The following is a 14,436-nucleotide window of genomic DNA, read 5'->3' on the forward strand; positions in this document are numbered from 1 at the left end:
GGGTGGCGACCCGGATCCCGCCCTCGGGTGGCCGCCCGTCGGAGTCAGCCGCGGTCGCGGGCGGCGGTGACGGCGGCGATGCGCTCGACGTACTTGGCGACGACGTCCACCTCGACGTTGACGGCGGCGCCGACGGCGAGCGCGCCCAGGGTGGTGGCGCGCAGGGTCTCGGGGATGAGGCTGACCTCGAAGTACTCGTCGGCGGCGCCGGGGGCGCTCACGGCGGACACGGTCAGGCTGGTGCCGTCCACGGTGATCGACCCCTTCTCGACCACGTACGGGGACAGGTCGGCGGGCAGGCCGAAGCGCAGGACGTCCCAGTTGTCGCCGGGGGCGCGGGAGACCAGGCTCGCGGTGCCGTCGACGTGGCCCTGCACGATGTGGCCGCCGAGTCGGCCGTCGGCGCGGGCCGCGCGTTCGAGGTTGACCGGCGAGCCGGGGACCAGCGCGCCCAGGGAGGAGCGGTCGAGGGACTCCTTCATGACGTCGGCGGTGAAGGTGCCCTCACCCCGGCCGACGACGGTCAGGCACACGCCGTTGACCGCGATGGAGTCGCCGTGGCCCGCGTCGGAGCTGACCAGGGGTCCGCGCACGGTCAGTAGGAGGGACTCGCCCGTGGTACCGGCGGGTTCGATGGACACGACCTCGCCGAGTTCCTCCACGATTCCGGTGAACACGCCCTTGCCTTCCCTTCGCCTTATGGCGCTCCGGGGCAGGGGTGTGGATCGGGTCCACGGCGGTCGGGGCCGACGGCGCACGTGTGACACGGCGGTCGGACCCGTCCCAACGCGTACTGCCTCCCATCCGGACTCTCACCGTCGGTACCGGAATTCCACCGGTTCAACCGGCCGATGGCTTCGGCCGGGTCGCGGACTGTCACCGCCGGTTCGGACTTTCACCGACCCCGGAGCACGCGTTCGACTGTCGTCTAACTGCCCGGATACTACCTGGTCGTTGGGCCGGAAGCCTAGGCGGTGTGAGGCTACTCACGGGTTGGCCCCCTGATCCGCGCGGCGGGCCAGGCCGCTGCGGACGAAGGTCTCGGGCGCACCGAGGGAGGCCCACAGTGCGATGAGCGCGTACACGGCGAACTCGGCTGCGGCCTCGGCGGGACCGGTCAGGCCGCCGAGGAGGAGGTCGCCGAGGACACGGATCAGGACGATGACCGAGACGCCCAGGACGAAGCGGGCGGCGCGTGCGGTGAGGGCGCCGTCGGCGCGGTACCACCCGCGCGCGTGGAGCACGGTGAACCCGGCGATCCCGCCGAGCAGGCCGCCGCACGCCGTGGCCAGACCGGTCAGCGAGGCCCCGGCCGGGTCGGCGGGAACCGCGCCCGTCCAGTCGGCGGGCGCGGCCCAGTCGGCGCGTGCGAGCCCCTGCCACAGGGCCGCCGCGAGACAGGGCGCGACCGAGACCGCCAGGGCGCAGCCGACCCACGCGGCGGTGGGCAGGCCGCGCCACCAGGCCAGGACGCGGTCCTCCCAGCGCAGGACCGCCCACAGGAGCGCCAGTCCGACGAGGAGGCCGGCGAGGACGTCGCTGAGGAAGTGCACACCCAGGTAGACGCGGGACAGGCAGATCAGCGCGACCAGGACGGCCGCCGCGGCGATCCAGCCGCGGCGGCCGGAGCGCACGCCCAGGTAGCCCCACAGCACGGTGGACGACTGGGCGTGCCCGGAGGGGACGCCGAAGCTGGACTCGACGGCGTGCGCGGTCACGTGCGGGCTGAACCAGGAGGGGCGTGCACCGAAGAGCACGGCCTTGAGCAGGTAGTTGACCGCGCCGGAGCCGACCACGGCCACGAAGAGCCGGGCGCCCGTGCCCGCGTGGACGCACCAGAAGACCAGGGCGAGCAGGAGGACGATGAACGTCTGCGAGCCGAGTTCGGTGACGAGTCCCAGGGGGAGGACCAGCCAGTCGCCCCAGCCCTGCACCCACAGGATGGGGGCGGTCTCCGCCTCCCACAGGGCGTCCATGGCCAGGTGCTCGGGTGTCCAAGCGGTCAACGCGCACTCCAGGGGTCCGCGCCTGGCGACGCGCTCACGCCGCGCCGCTCCCCCGGATCGCGCGGGCGCGAGGGGAAGACGGAGCCGCGGCCAAGCGGATTCGATGACTTCGGTCGCGAAGCATAGAACGGGCGCCGCCCGGGTGAACAGAGCCACCCGGGCGGTGCGCCGGGATCGTTATGCGAGCGGGCTGGCCTTGGCGGCCAGGGAACGCAGGGTGTCGACGGCCGCGGCGGGGTCCTGGGCGCCGTAGACGGCCGACCCGGCGACGAACACGTCGGCCCCGGCCTCGGCGGCGCGCTCGATGGTCTCGGCGCTCACACCGCCGTCGACCTGGAGCCAGACGGAGGACTGGCGGTTGTCGAGGAGTTCGCGGGCCTTGCGGATCTTGGGCAGGACCATGTCGAGGAACCGTTGGCCGCCGAAGCCCGGCTCGACCGTCATGAGCAGGAGCATGTCCATCTCGCCGATGAGGTCCTCGTAGGGCTCGACCGGCTCGGCGGGGTTGAGGGCCAGCCCCGCGCGGGCGCCGAGCCGGCGGATCTCGCGCAGGGTGCGCACGGGCGCGCCCGCCGCCTTGGCGTGGATGGTGACGCTGCCCGCCCCCGCCTCGGCGTAGGCGGGGGCCCAGCGGTCGGGGTCCTCGATCATCAGGTGGCAGTCCAGGGGTGTGGAGGCCGCCTTGAGCAGGGACTCCACAATCGGCAGGCCGAGCGTCAGGTTGGGGACGAAGTGGTTGTCCATGACGTCGACGTGGAGCCAGTCGGCGGACGGGGACACGGCGGCCGCCTCGTCCGCGAGGCGGGCGAAGTCGGCGCTGAGGATGCTGGGTGAGATCTGGATTGCCACACCCGAAGTGTAGCCAGCGGCCCGCGGGCGCCCGAGCGGGGAGGCGTGCCGGCCTGGGCGGACGCGCCGGAGCGCCGGTTCACGGCGCCCCGGCGCACCGGACCCCGACTCGCGGTGCGCCCGTCCCCGCCGCCGTCACGCCTCGGACCTGCGCAGGAGCGCCAGGAACATGGCGTCGGTCCCGTGGACGTGCGGCCAGAACTGGACGTACCTCCCCTCGGGGCCCGCCGCCAGGTCGGGGATCCCGTCGAGGTAGTCGGCGGCGCGCAGCAGGGTGAGGTCGTCGCGCTCGCCGAGCACGCGGCGCACGATCCCGTCGGTCTCGTCCAGGTGCGGCGAGCAGGTCACGTACGCGACCACTCCCCCGGGGCGCACGGACTCGACCGCGCTGGCCAGCAGGTCGTGCTGGAGCGGGGCCAGGGCGGTCACGGACTCCGGTGTGCGGCGCCACCGCGACTCCGGGCGGCGGCGCAGCGCCCCCAGCCCCGTGCACGGCACGTCGACCAGGACCCGGTCGAAGACCCCCGGCCGCCACGCCGGGGCGGTGCCGTCGGCGACCACGACCCGACCCGCGTCGCGCGGGGCGCGGCGGACCGCCGTGGCCACCAGCCCGGCGCGGGCGGGCTGGACCTCCGACGCCAGCAGGCGCGCCTCGCGCTGTCCGGCCAGGGACGCCAGCAGTCCCGCTTTCCCGCCGGGGCCCGCGCACATGTCCAGCCACAGGGCGTCGTCCCCGTGCGCGTCCACCCGGGTCAGGGCCAGCGCGACCAACTGGCTGGCCTCGTCCTGCACGGCGGCCCGGTGCTGGCGGACCTCGCGGACGGCGGCGGGGTCGCCCGCGCGCAGGTAGGCGGCGAACGGCGAGTAGCGCGCCTCCTCCGCGCCCGCGGCGACCAGGTCGGCGACCGTGGACCGGCCGGGCTTGGCCACGAGCGTGACGCGGGGGCGCTCGTTGTGCGCGACGAGCAGGCGCTCGGTCTCGACCAGTCCGGTGGCGGACCGCTCCCCGAGGGCACGGGCCAACTCCTTGACCACCCAGCGCGGGTGGCTGTGCACGACGGACAGGTACCCGCTGGGGTCGGTGCCGCGGTCGGGCGCGACGACCCCGGTCCACGCCTCCAGGTCGCGCGCGGAGACCTTGCGCAGGACGGCGTTGACGAACCGGGCGCGGTGGTGCCCCACCACCTTGCGGGCCAGGTCGACCGTGGCGCTCACGGCCGCGTGGGAGGGGATCTTCGTCGACAGCAGCTGGTGGGCGCCCAGGCGCAGCAGGGGCAGCGCCTCGAGGTCCACGGAGGCCAGCGTGCGGTCGACGCACGCCTCCAGGATCGCGTCGTAGGTGCCCTGGTGGCGGAGGGTCCCGTAGGTGAGCTCCGTGGCCAGGGCCGCGTCGCGGCCGCTGATGCCCCGGTCGGCGAGCTGGGCGGGCAGCAGCAGGTTGGCGTAGGCGTCGCGCTGCTCGACGGCGAGCAGAACGTCGTAGGCCGCGCGGCGGGCCGGATCACGGGGCTTGGGCGGTCCGGAGGCGTCCCGGCCTGCGCCCTGCGCGGGCTTCCGGCCGCGTCGGGGTCGGCGGTACGGGGATCGGGACTGCTCGCTCAACGGTGTTCTGCCTCAACGAACCGGGGACGGGGTCTGGCCGGAGCGGGCCGGGAGGCCCGTTCACGTCAGGTCGAGACTACGGCAGCTCAGCGGCCGAGGCGGTCATCTTCGGCGGGACGCACGCCACGGGCCCAGTCCACGGCCGCCATCGCGCGCTTGCCCTGGGGCCGCACCTCGCCCAGGAGGACCGGGTGGGTGCTGGTCCCCACGACCACGCGGCGCTTGTCGGCGTGCACCTGCCCCGGGTCGAGGGCGGGGGTGTCGGCGTCGGGCAGGGGGGTCACCGGGCCCACCTTGAGCCGGGTCCCCCGGAACGTGGTCCACGCGCCGGGCGCTGGCGTGCACGCGCGAGCGACGCGGTCCACGCGCTGGGCGGGGGCCGTGAAGTCGAGCTCGGCGTCCTCGGGGGTGAGCTTGGACGCGTAGGAGACCCCGTCGGTCTCCTGCGGCACCGGGCTGAGCTGGCCGCTCGCGATGCCGTCGACGGTGCGCACGAGGAGTTCGGCGCCGGAGACGGACAGGCGGTCGAGGAGTTCGCCGCTGGTGTCGGTGGGGCGCACGGTCTCGGTGAGGGTGCCGAAGACCGGACCGGCGTCGAGCGCCTTGACGATCCGGAAGGTCGAGGCGCCCGTGACGTCGTCGCCGTGCAGGACGGCGTGCTGGACCGGGGCCGCTCCGCGCCAGGCGGGCAGCAGCGAGAAGTGCAGGTTCACCCAGCCGTGCTTGGGCACGTCCAGGGCACGCTGGGGCAGGAGGGCTCCGTAGGCCACCACCGGGCAGCAGTCCGGAGCGATCTCGGCGAGCCGCTCCAGGAAGTCGGGGTCGCCCGCCCTCTCCGGCTTGAGCACCTCGATCCCCTCGCTCTCGGCCAGCTCGGCGACCGGGCTCGCGGACATCTTCCGCCCGCGTCCGGAGCGCGCGTCGGGGCGGGTGACGACCGCGGCGACCTCGTGGTCGGAGTCGATCAGCGCCCGCAGGGACGGCACCGCCACCTCCGGCGTTCCAGCAAAGACGAGCTTCATGATCGGGGTCCCCTCCACTGCTCCGGGCACCGCCTCCGGGCCGCCGCGTGCCCCGGGCGCCCGGATCGCGTGACGCCCGAGCGCACGGTCCGTACGGGTCCCAGTTCTACCAGTCGTGCGGGCCGCACGGCGCCGCGGACCGCTGGCGGTGTCCGCGGCTTCTGGTAGACCAGTGGGTGATGACAGCACAGTCCGACCCGCCCGACGACGGACTCTTCGACCTGGCGGAGTTGGCGGACCCCAGAGCCGCGGCGAGGGCCAGAGCCGAGCAGGCGCGCCGCCCGGCCCCGAGGCGCCCCGCCGAGCGGCTCCCGGTCGCGCGCGTCATCGTGGACACCCCGCTCCCCCACCTGGACCGCTACTTCGACTACCGCGTCCCCGCCGACTTGGACGAGGCCGCCGTCCCCGGGTGCCGCGTGACGGTGGTGTTCAAACACCGTGTGCTCAGCGGATTCATCGCGGAGCGGGTGGAGCGGTCGGAGTTCTCCGGCCCGTTGTCCTACCTCCGGTCCGTGGTCTCCCCGGTGCCGGTGCTCACCCCGGAGATCCTGCGGCTGGCCCGGGCGGTCGCCGACCGGTACGCGGGCACGCTGAACGATGTGGTCCGTCTGGCCGTCCCGCCGCGCCGCGCACGCGTGGAGAAGGAGCCGGACGCCGGGCCCGTGGCGGAGGCGGAGTCCCCCGGCACGGACGACGCTGACGAGGCGTCTCCCCCGCGGGAACCGGACCCCGGCCCGTGGGCGGACTACCCGGACGGGCCCGCCTTCCTCTCGGCGCTGCGCGAGGGGGGAGCGGCGCGAGCGGTGTGGAACGCCCTGCCGGGCGGCGACTGGGCCGACGCGATCGCGGTCGCCGCGGAGGCCGCCCTGGCGGCGGGGCGCGGCACGGTGGTGGTGGTCCCGCGCAGCCGCGACGTCGAGGCGGTGGACGCGGCCCTGACCCGGCGTCTGGGTGGGGGACGGCACGTCGCGCTGCCCTCCGACCTCGGACCCACCCCCCGGTACCGGCACTGGCTGTCGCTGCTGCACGGGCGGGTCCGGGTGGTGGTGGGCTCGCGCACGGCGGTCTTCGCCCCCGTGCGCGACCTCGGCCTGGTGGTGCTGTGGGACGACGGCGACGACCTCCACGTGGATCCGCACGCTCCCTACCCGCACGCGCGAACGGTCCTGGCGATGCGCGCGCACCGCGCCGACGCCGGGGCCCTGATCGGCGGACACACCCGCACCACCGACGCCCAGCTCCTGGTCGAGTCGGGGTGGGCGCTCCCACTGGCGGCGGACCGGGCCACGCTGCGACGACGGGCTCCGGTCGTGCGCGCCGCCGGGGACGACCGCGAACTGGCCCGCGACGAGGCGGCCCGCTCGGCGCGCCTTCCGAGCCTGTCCCTGCGCGTGGCCCGGGACGCGGCCCAGACCGGACCGGTGCTGTTCCAGGTGCCGCGTCGGGGCTACCTCAACGCGCTGGCCTGCGCCGGGTGCCGCGAGCCCGCGCGGTGCGACGCGTGCCGGGGCCCTCTGGCGGTGCACGGCTCGCACGCCATGCCCTCGTGCGGCTGGTGCGGCCGGGTGGCCGGGCAGTGGGCGTGCCCGGAGTGCGGCGTGACGCGGATGCGCGCGGTCGTCGTGGGCGCCCGGCGCACGGCCGAGGAGCTGGGCAGGGCCTTCCCCTCGCTGGCCGTGCGCACGTCCGGCAGGGACGAGGTGCTGTCCGCGGTCGCGGACCGGCCGTCGATCGTGGTGGCCACCCCGGGCGCCGAGCCCACGGCCGAGAACGGGTACGCGGCGGCCGTGCTGCTGGACGGCTGGGCGCTGCTCAACCGGATGGACCTGCGGGCGCAGGAGGAGGCGCTGCGCCGATGGGCGAACGCCTCGGCCCTGGTCCGGCAGGGCGGCACGGTGGTGGTGTCGGCCGACGCCGGCCTGCCCGTCGTGCAGTCCCTGGTGCGCTGGGATCCGGCCGGGTTCGCCGAACGCGAGCTGGCCGACCGGCGCGAACTCGGGTTCCCCCCGGCGGTCACGATGGCCTCGGTCACCGGCGCGCCCGAACACGTGCGCGAACTGCTCGACCAGTTGGACCTGCCCGAGGGGACCGAACTGCTCGGACCGGTCCCGGTGGCCCCGTCCGGGGAGGGGACCCGGGACGACGCCGCCCGCACCGAACGCGCCCTGCTCCGGGTGCCCCGGGGCGGGGTCGGCGCGCTGGCCCGTGCGCTGAAGGCAGCCGCCTCCGCCCGCAGCGCACGCCGCGACGAGCACCTGGCCCAGGTCAGGGTGGACCCGCTGCACGTGGTCTGACCCCGCGCTGGCGGCGGATCCGCTGGTCTTCGCACCTCAGCCCCTGGCGTACCCGGCCCGGTACAGGTCGCGGAGCAGGGCGATCTCCGCCCCGTGGTGGAAGATCTCCCGGTTCAGGTGCAGGACCAGCGCCACCATCGGGAACTCCGCCCACTGGGGCGCCTCGGCCGCGCCGACGGGCGCGGACATCGCCTCGTCGTCGAGCTCCCCGACGTGCGCGCACCACGCGTGGTAGGCCGCGTGCAGCCGGGCCCGGGCGTCCTCGGCTCCGCTCGGCCAGTCGATCGTCTCCCGGGTGGCCGTCCGGTCGCCGAAGTGCCGGTTGACCCGTGTCTCCAGCACGTCCACGACGATGTGGCCGAGCCGCCACGCGAGGGTGGTCACCGGCGGCGGGTCGGGTTCGGAGACGGCGCCGTCGGGCGCGTACCGTCCGTCCGGCCTCCGGCGTACCGTCCAGCAGCCGGGAACGGGCTCCCACAGGTACTCCGCGTCGGAGAGGCCGTCCAACCTCGGCCACAGCGAGTACTCCCAGTAGAACTGGAGCTGCGCCAGTGTCTCCCCGGTCCAGTTCACCGCCACGGGCCCGGTCTCCCCGTGCGTGCCGCCGCGCGGCCCAGTCCGCCCCGGACACCGCTGCCCGGAGCGGACACGTCCTCGTCCGGGTAGGGCCACCAGGCGATGTCGGCGACGCCCGGTTCCACGGGCCGGAACGGGGCAAGGGCGTCGCGCACGGCCGCGTGGGGGGCGGTGGAGGTGAGGCAGAGGAATCCGCCGCCGCGCATGAGCGAGTGCAGGTCGCCGATCCACGTGGGCGGCGTGTCGGCGGCGGGGGGACGGGTCAGCAGGACGGCGAGCGGCCGGTCGAGGTCGACCAGGCCGCAGGTGCGCAACCGGTGCAGGAGCGTGGCGGGGTCGGCCCCGTCGCCGGAGAGGACCGCGGTGTCGGCGGCGGGGAGCACGCCCGCCGTGCCGTGCGGCGCGACGTGCACGACGGCGGCGTCGGGTCTGCGTTCCCGGACGCGTGCGACGGTGCCGGGTACGGCGCACCCCCAGTCGACGAACTGGTCCACGCCGGCGTCGGCGCACAGGTAGTCGACGACGCGGCCCAGGAAGCGCTCGTGCAGACGCAGCCGTTCGGCGTGGCGGGGGTCGGGGAGCCGGGTGTCCGCCCGACGGCCGAGGCCGACGACGCGCGACCGCTGCCCGGGGACCGGCACGGGATCCGGCCGCTGGGACGCGGCCGTGAGCGGGCCTGCCTTCGATCCTCGGACGTCCGTCACGATCACGCTCCCCCAGCCGGTCCGCTCCCGGGAGGCACGGCGCGTGGATCCGATCGGGACCGTCCGTAGCACGCCCTGCCGTCAGGGCCCGATGCTACCCCCGGGAAAGTGATCCGTCGCACAGGGTCGGGTGATTCGTGCCCCGGTTCTCCGTCTGGGTGGTATCCGCGCGGGATCCGTGGCAGGGAACCGCGCACCGTGCGGCCTCAGAGCACGTTGCGCGGATCCGGGACCGGCGCCAGCCGTCCGTCGCAGTCCGCGTACTCCCACCGGGGGCCGTGCCCGACGAGGGCGGCGACCGCCCCGACGAGCCGGTCGACGTGCTCGGTCGTGGTGCCCACGCCCAGGCTCGCCCGCACCGCCTGCGTGTGCCCCTCGGGCAGCAGGTGGCGGGTCAGGGGGTGGGCGCAGAACAGCCCGTCGCGCACGCCGATCCCGTACTCCGCCGACAGGGCGGCGGCCAACAGTTCGGCCGGAAGTCCGTCCACGGTGAAGGACACGATGCCCACGCGGGTGTGGTCGCTCCCCCACAGGTTCAGCTCGCGGACCCCGCGGATCTCGGCCAGTCCCGCGCGCAGCCGCTCCAGCAGGGCGGACTCGCGGATGTGCAGCAGTTCCTGGGTGGCGGGGGTGAAGGTGTCGCAGGCCGCGGCCAGGGCGACGGCGCCCAGGACGTTGGGGCTGCCCGCCTCGTGCCGCGCGGGCAGGTCGTTCCACCGGACCTCGTGCTCGGTGACCAGTCGGGTGGCCCCGCCGCCGGACAGGTAGGGGGTGGCCGCGCGCAGCCAGTCGGAACGCCCGGCCAGCACACCGGAGCCGAAGGGGGCGTAGAGCTTGTGCCCGGACAGGGCGACGTAGTCCGCGCCGGTGGCCGCGAGGCTGAACGGCAGGTGCGGCACGTACTGGGCGGCGTCGACCACCACCCGTGCTCCCTCGGCGTGGGCCACCCGGACCAGGTCCTCGACCGGCCAGATCTCGCCGGTGACGTTGGAGGCCGCGGTGACGCACAGCAGGGTCGGTCCGCCGGGGGCCTCGCTCAGGGCCCGCCCCGCGGCGGCGACGGCGGCCTCGGGGGACTCGGGCAGGGGAAGGCGCACGACCCTGCCCGCACGGGAGGCGGGGTGCTCCCAGGGCAGCAGGCTCGCGTGGTGCTCGGACTCGAAGACGACCACGGTGCAGCCCTCGGGCACGGCGCGCGCCAGGAGGTTGAGGGCGTCGGTGGTGCCGCGCACGAACACCACGGCGTCGGCGGGCTCGGTGCGCGTGCCCAGGAACCGGGCGACGCTGCGGCGGGCGCGCTCGTAGGCGTCGGTGCTCACCTGGGAGTGGTGGCCCGCGCCGCGGTGCACGCTGGCGTAGTAGGGCAGGGCGTCCGACAGGGCCTCGGCGACGGAGGTCAGGCACGGGGCGCTGGCCGCGTAGTCGAAGTTGGCGTAGTCGACGCGCTCGCCGGTGACGAGGGGGACGCCGGCGTCGGCGGCGACGATCGAGCACTCGGCGGCTTCGTGCGGGCGCGGGGTGTGGATGTGATGAACCGTGGTCAAGATGCACCTCATGTGTGGGTCGGGGGACCCACGTGGTGCCTCACGGCAACAGCTCGGGGTCCGCGCTTGTCAGACACGGTCGTGTCGGGACCTGGTCCTCACCCGGGGCACCCCACCGCGGAAGGAGGGTTGCCGGCCAGCAAGCCGGGGCTTGACGCTGGCACTCGTGACCTGGCGAGAAAGGTAGCACAGCCCCGCCCCCCGCGCACCGGCCGCCTGGTGTGCGCCCGCACACACCCCCGCTTGACACCCGCCGCGGAGCCTGGGACATACTGGAGCCGCCTGCCCTCACGCCGCGGGTGTCCGGCTTCCCCGGCCGCCCTCCAGGCGCGAGACTCCAGAGCATCGGAGTTTTCGCATGCCCGCGAGCGAGAGGTGTGTTGCTTTGCACGGCGACGACCGTATCCAGCAGCTGTTCCGCAACCCCAGGGTTGTCCTGATCTCCGGCTACGCCCGTCTTCCCGACACGGTGGCGAGCCACTCCCAGTACCAGCGGCTCGGCGTCGTGCTCGCCGTGGACACCGCCGACGACCGCATCGTCGCCGCGGACACCACGCTCCTCACCGCCCTGGCCAAGGAGTTCTTCCGCGCGCTCGTCGAGGGCGCCTCGGTGACCGAGGACATCGCCGAGATCGTCCAGCGGGTGCAGACGCGGTACGCGGGCCAGTCCGGCGCCGCCCTCACCACCGCGCTCCGCCGCTGCCTGGAGACCTACTACCAGCTCCGGGACGGCGACCAGCTGCCCGGGCACGCCGACGGCGAGGAGTGAGCGCCCCAGTGTCCGACACGCACGCCGAACCCGCCGCGCCCCCGCCCCTGGCCGGGGTGCGCGTGGCCGACCTGTCCCGGGTCCTGGCCGGGCCCTACGCCACGATGCTCCTCGCCGACATGGGCGCGGAGGTGGTCAAGGTCGAGCAGCCCGGACGCGGCGACGACACCCGCGCCTGGGGTCCGCCCTGGGCGGGCGCCGCCGACGCCGGTACCGAGAAGCCCGGTCCGGGGGAGTCCGCCTACTTCCTGTCGGTCAACCGCAACAAGCGCAGCCTCGCGGTGGACCTGAAGGACCCCGAGGGCCTGGCCGCCGTCCAGGACCTGTGCGCCTCCTCCGACGTCGTGGTCCAGAACTTCCGCCCCGGGGTCGTCGATCGTCTGGGCCTGGGATACGCCGACGTCAGCGCCCGCAACCCGGCGGTCGTGTACTGCTCGGTCAGCGGGTTCGGGCCCGAACACGAGCCCGCCGCGCGCCCCGGCTTCGACATCGTCGTGCAGGCCGAGAGCGGGCTGATGGCGACCACCGGTCCCGCGGAGGGACCCGCGAGCAAGGTGGGCGTCGCGCTCACCGACGTGCTCACCGGCCTCAACGCCGCCGTGGGCGTGCTGGGCGCCCTGATGCGCGCGCGGACCACGGGTCGCGGCGAGCACATCAGCGCCTCCCTCATCAACTCGACCCTGTCGGGCCTGGTCAACCTCACCCAGCAGGCGCTGGTCACCGGGACCGAGCCCGCCCGGGCGGGCAACGCGCACACCACGATCGTCCCCTACCAGGTCTTCCCGACGGCCGACGCCGACATCGTGGTCGCGGCGGGCAACGACTCCCTGTACCTGCGCCTGTGCGCCGCCCTGGACCGGCCCGACCTGGGCGGGGACCCCCGCTACGCCACCAACCCCGGGCGCGTGGAGCACCGCGGGGAACTGGTGGCGGAACTGTCGCGCACCCTGCGCTCGCGACCGGCCGACCACTGGATGGGCGTGCTCGTGGCGGCCGGGGTCCCGGCCGGTCGGGTGCGCGGCGTCCTGGACGCGCTGCGCACCGCCGACGCCCGCGGCGACGACGTCCTGCGCACCGTGGAGCACCCCGCCGTCGGGCCGCTCGAACTGGTCCGCGCCGGGTTCCGCATGGACGGCACGCCCACCCCCCTCACCGCCCCTCCCCTGCTCGGGCAGCACTCCCGCGAGCTGCTCACCGAGCTGGGCGTGGACGGGGCCCGTGTCGACGCGATGATCGAACGCGGCGCCGTCCACCAGCCCGACCTGCCCTGATCCGGGCGACGCGAACGCCGCGCACTCGCACACCGAACCACGAAGGGACTCCCATGAACGACATCCCGCGCAAGCCCGCCGCCCCGGACCCCCGCGACTTCCTCGCGGTGGACGCCACCCTCTCCGACACCGAACGCGACGTGCGCGACGCGGTCCGCGCCTTCGGCACCCGTGAACTCCTGCCGAACGTCGCCGACTGGTTCGAGGCGGGCACCCTGCCCGACCCCCGGGGCCTGGCCAAGGCCTTCGGCGACCTCGGCGTGCTCGGCATGCACCTGGAGGGCTACGGTTGCGGGGGCTCCAGCGCCGTCGCCTACGGTCTGGCCTGCCGCGAGCTGGAGGCGGTCGACTCCGGCCTGCGCAGCTTCGTGTCCGTGCAGGGCTCCCTGGCCATGGCGGCCGTCCACAAGTTCGGCTCCGAGGAGCAGAAGAACGCGTGGCTGCCGCGGATGGCGGCGGGAGACGCGATCGGCTGCTTCGGCCTGACCGAGCCCGACTCCGGCTCCGACCCGGGCTCGATGCGCACCCGCGCGCGGCGCGACGGCTCGGACTGGGTCCTGAACGGCACCAAGATGTGGATCACCAACGGATCGGTCGCCGACGTGGCCGTGGTCTGGGCCGCCACCGACGACGGCATCCGCGGCTTCCTCGTGCCCACGGACACCTCCGGCTTCACCGCCAACGTCATCCACAGGAAGCTGTCCCTGCGCGCCTCGATCACCTCCGAGCTGGTTCTGGAGGACGTGCGGCTGCCCGAGGACGCCCTCCTGCCCGGGTCCGGGGGGCTGGGGTCGCCGTTGTCGTGCCTGAACGAGGCCCGTTACGGGATCGTGTGGGGCGCGGCCGGGGCCGCCCGGGCCTGCTACGAGGCGGCGCTGGAGTACGCGACCACCCGCGAGCAGTTCGGCCGGCCGATCGGAGGCTTCCAGCTCACCCAGCGCAAGCTCGCCGACATGGTGGTGGACGTCAACCACGCCAACCTGACGGCGCTGCGGATCGGCCGCCTCAAGGACGAGGGGAACTGCCACCACAACCACGTGAGTCTCGGCAAGTTCTCGTGCGTGGCCGCCGCCCAGCGGGTGGCCAGCGCCGCGCGCTCCATCCACGGGGCCAACGGCATCACGCTGGAGTACCCGGTGATGCGGCACATGGTGAACCTGGAGACGGTCGCGACCTACGAGGGCACCGAGGAGATCCACGCCCTGAGCATCGGACAGGCCGTGACGGGCGTCTCGGCGTTCCGGTGACCCGCGGAGCGGTGCCTCGGGTGCCGTCGGTCCCTCGGAACCACCAGAATAGGGAGCATCCGACCGAGGGAGTTGCGCAACATGGTGAACGAGCCGACGAAGCGGTTCCAGATGACGCGGGTGCGGCGGACCGCCAACGCCTTCGTCAGTGGCTTCGTCAAGTACGGGGTGTGCCCGCCCGACCTGCACCTGCTGACGACGCGCGGGCGCACGTCCGGATTCCTGCGGACCACCCCGGTCAGTGTGCTGGACAGTGACCGGGGCCGGTACCTGGTCGCGCCCTACGGGGCGGTCGACTGGGTGCGCAACCTGCGCAAGGACGGGTTCGCGACCCTGCGGCAGGGCGGGTGGATCGAGCTGGCCATCGTGCGCGAGCTCGACGCCGACGAGGCGGCCCCGGTGCTCCGCGAGTACCTGGACCACCCGTCGCGCGCGTTCGTCGTGGGCCCCTACTTCGAGGCCCCGCCGGAGGCGCCGGACGAGGCCTTCGCGGCCGAGGCCCACCGCCACCCGGTGTTCGAGATCGTACGGACGACCACGATCCGCATCTGA

13 protein-coding genes and 2 riboswitches are annotated in these 14,436 nt (G+C 74.7%); of the genes, 5 read left to right on the forward strand and 8 right to left on the reverse strand.

The genetic code is table 11. The features are described from left to right. Window positions 1–44 precede the first annotated feature (44 nt). The 5 genes from ACIBFB_RS02835 to fmt all read right to left on the reverse strand — a co-directional run bounded on the left by ACIBFB_RS02835 (window position 45) and on the right by fmt (window position 5,479). Window positions 45–677, reverse strand: coding sequence for a riboflavin synthase (locus ACIBFB_RS02835; protein WP_397225510.1), 633 nt, complete (start codon window positions 675–677; stop codon window positions 45–47). 109 nt (window positions 678–786) lie between these two features. Next, window positions 787–917, reverse strand: a riboswitch (FMN riboswitch). 69 nt (window positions 918–986) lie between these two features. Then, a complete protein-coding gene (locus tag ACIBFB_RS02840) occupies window positions 987–2,006 on the reverse strand; it encodes a phosphatase PAP2 family protein (protein ID WP_397225512.1) in 1,020 nt (339 codons plus the stop codon). Window positions 2,007–2,183: 177 nt separating this feature from the next. Continuing rightward, on the reverse strand, window positions 2,184–2,855 hold the full coding sequence (rpe, locus tag ACIBFB_RS02845; RefSeq protein WP_397225514.1) for a ribulose-phosphate 3-epimerase: 672 nt from the start codon (window positions 2,853–2,855) through the stop codon (window positions 2,184–2,186). A 135-nt stretch (window positions 2,856–2,990) separates the two neighbouring features. Beyond that, window positions 2,991–4,457: an RsmB/NOP family class I SAM-dependent RNA methyltransferase gene (locus tag ACIBFB_RS02850; RefSeq protein WP_397225516.1), complete on the reverse strand. Its 1,467-nt coding sequence runs from the start codon at window positions 4,455–4,457 to the stop codon at window positions 2,991–2,993. A gap of 86 nt (window positions 4,458–4,543) precedes the next feature. Beyond that, the gene (gene fmt, locus ACIBFB_RS02855) at window positions 4,544–5,479 is read right to left on the reverse strand and encodes a methionyl-tRNA formyltransferase (protein ID WP_397225518.1); all 936 of its coding nucleotides are present in this window, start codon (window positions 5,477–5,479) and stop codon (window positions 4,544–4,546) included. Window positions 5,480–5,658: 179 nt separating this feature from the next. On the opposite strand from fmt, the gene ACIBFB_RS02860 reads away from it, so the two are divergent. Next, the gene (locus ACIBFB_RS02860) at window positions 5,659–7,773 is read left to right on the forward strand and encodes a primosomal protein N' (RefSeq protein WP_397225520.1); all 2,115 of its coding nucleotides are present in this window, start codon (window positions 5,659–5,661) and stop codon (window positions 7,771–7,773) included. 36 nt (window positions 7,774–7,809) lie between these two features. Here the strand turns inward: ACIBFB_RS02860 and ACIBFB_RS02865 are convergent, their stop codons facing one another. The 3 genes from ACIBFB_RS02865 to ACIBFB_RS02875 form a co-directional block, all read right to left on the reverse strand. Further along, the gene (locus ACIBFB_RS02865; RefSeq protein ID WP_397225522.1) at window positions 7,810–8,352 is read right to left on the reverse strand and encodes a DinB family protein; all 543 of its coding nucleotides are present in this window, start codon (window positions 8,350–8,352) and stop codon (window positions 7,810–7,812) included. Next, window positions 8,343–9,059: an SAM-dependent methyltransferase gene (locus tag ACIBFB_RS02870; RefSeq protein ID WP_397225524.1), complete on the reverse strand. Its 717-nt coding sequence runs from the start codon at window positions 9,057–9,059 to the stop codon at window positions 8,343–8,345. The genes ACIBFB_RS02865 and ACIBFB_RS02870 overlap by 10 nt, the downstream gene beginning before the upstream one ends. 200 nt (window positions 9,060–9,259) lie before the next feature. Continuing rightward, window positions 9,260–10,597: an aminotransferase class V-fold PLP-dependent enzyme gene (locus tag ACIBFB_RS02875; RefSeq protein WP_397225526.1), complete on the reverse strand. Its 1,338-nt coding sequence runs from the start codon at window positions 10,595–10,597 to the stop codon at window positions 9,260–9,262. A 57-nt stretch (window positions 10,598–10,654) separates the two neighbouring features. After that, window positions 10,655–10,769: riboswitch (SAM riboswitch) on the reverse strand. Window positions 10,770–10,982: 213 nt separating this feature from the next. On the opposite strand from ACIBFB_RS02875, the gene ACIBFB_RS02880 reads away from it, so the two are divergent. The 4 genes from ACIBFB_RS02880 to ACIBFB_RS02895 all read left to right on the forward strand — a co-directional run bounded on the left by ACIBFB_RS02880 (window position 10,983) and on the right by ACIBFB_RS02895 (window position 14,436). Then, complete coding sequence (locus tag ACIBFB_RS02880; protein ID WP_397226398.1) at window positions 10,983–11,366, forward strand: DUF3870 domain-containing protein; 384 nt, start codon at window positions 10,983–10,985, stop codon at window positions 11,364–11,366. Between the two features lie 8 nt (window positions 11,367–11,374). Beyond that, entirely contained in the window at window positions 11,375–12,637 is a 1,263-nt protein-coding gene (locus ACIBFB_RS02885) for a CaiB/BaiF CoA transferase family protein (RefSeq protein ID WP_397225528.1), read from the forward strand. 53 nt (window positions 12,638–12,690) lie between these two features. After that, entirely contained in the window at window positions 12,691–13,884 is a 1,194-nt protein-coding gene (locus tag ACIBFB_RS02890) for an acyl-CoA dehydrogenase family protein (RefSeq protein ID WP_397225530.1), read from the forward strand. Between the two features lie 81 nt (window positions 13,885–13,965). Next, window positions 13,966–14,436 carry a nitroreductase/quinone reductase family protein gene (locus tag ACIBFB_RS02895; RefSeq protein ID WP_397225532.1) on the forward strand — a complete coding sequence of 157 codons (471 nt, stop codon included), beginning with the start codon at window positions 13,966–13,968 and terminating at the stop codon, window positions 14,434–14,436.

Origin of the sequence: Nocardiopsis sp. NPDC050513 (genome assembly GCF_044457925.1) — a bacterium.
Classification (GTDB): domain Bacteria; phylum Actinomycetota; class Actinomycetes; order Streptosporangiales; family Streptosporangiaceae; genus Nocardiopsis.

Bases quoted from the DNA above. Each gene is read 5' to 3' on its own strand.
- fmt (WP_397225518.1), bottom strand. From the start codon at position 5,479: ATGAAGCTCGTCTTTGCTGGAACGCCGGAGGTGGCGGTGCCGTCCCTG.
- ACIBFB_RS02860 (WP_397225520.1), top strand. From the start codon at position 5,659: ATGACAGCACAGTCCGACCCGCCCGACGACGGACTCTTCGACCTGGCG.
- ACIBFB_RS02890 (WP_397225530.1), top strand. From the start codon at position 12,691: ATGAACGACATCCCGCGCAAGCCCGCCGCCCCGGACCCCCGCGACTTC.
- ACIBFB_RS02895 (WP_397225532.1), top strand. From the start codon at position 13,966: ATGGTGAACGAGCCGACGAAGCGGTTCCAGATGACGCGGGTGCGGCGG.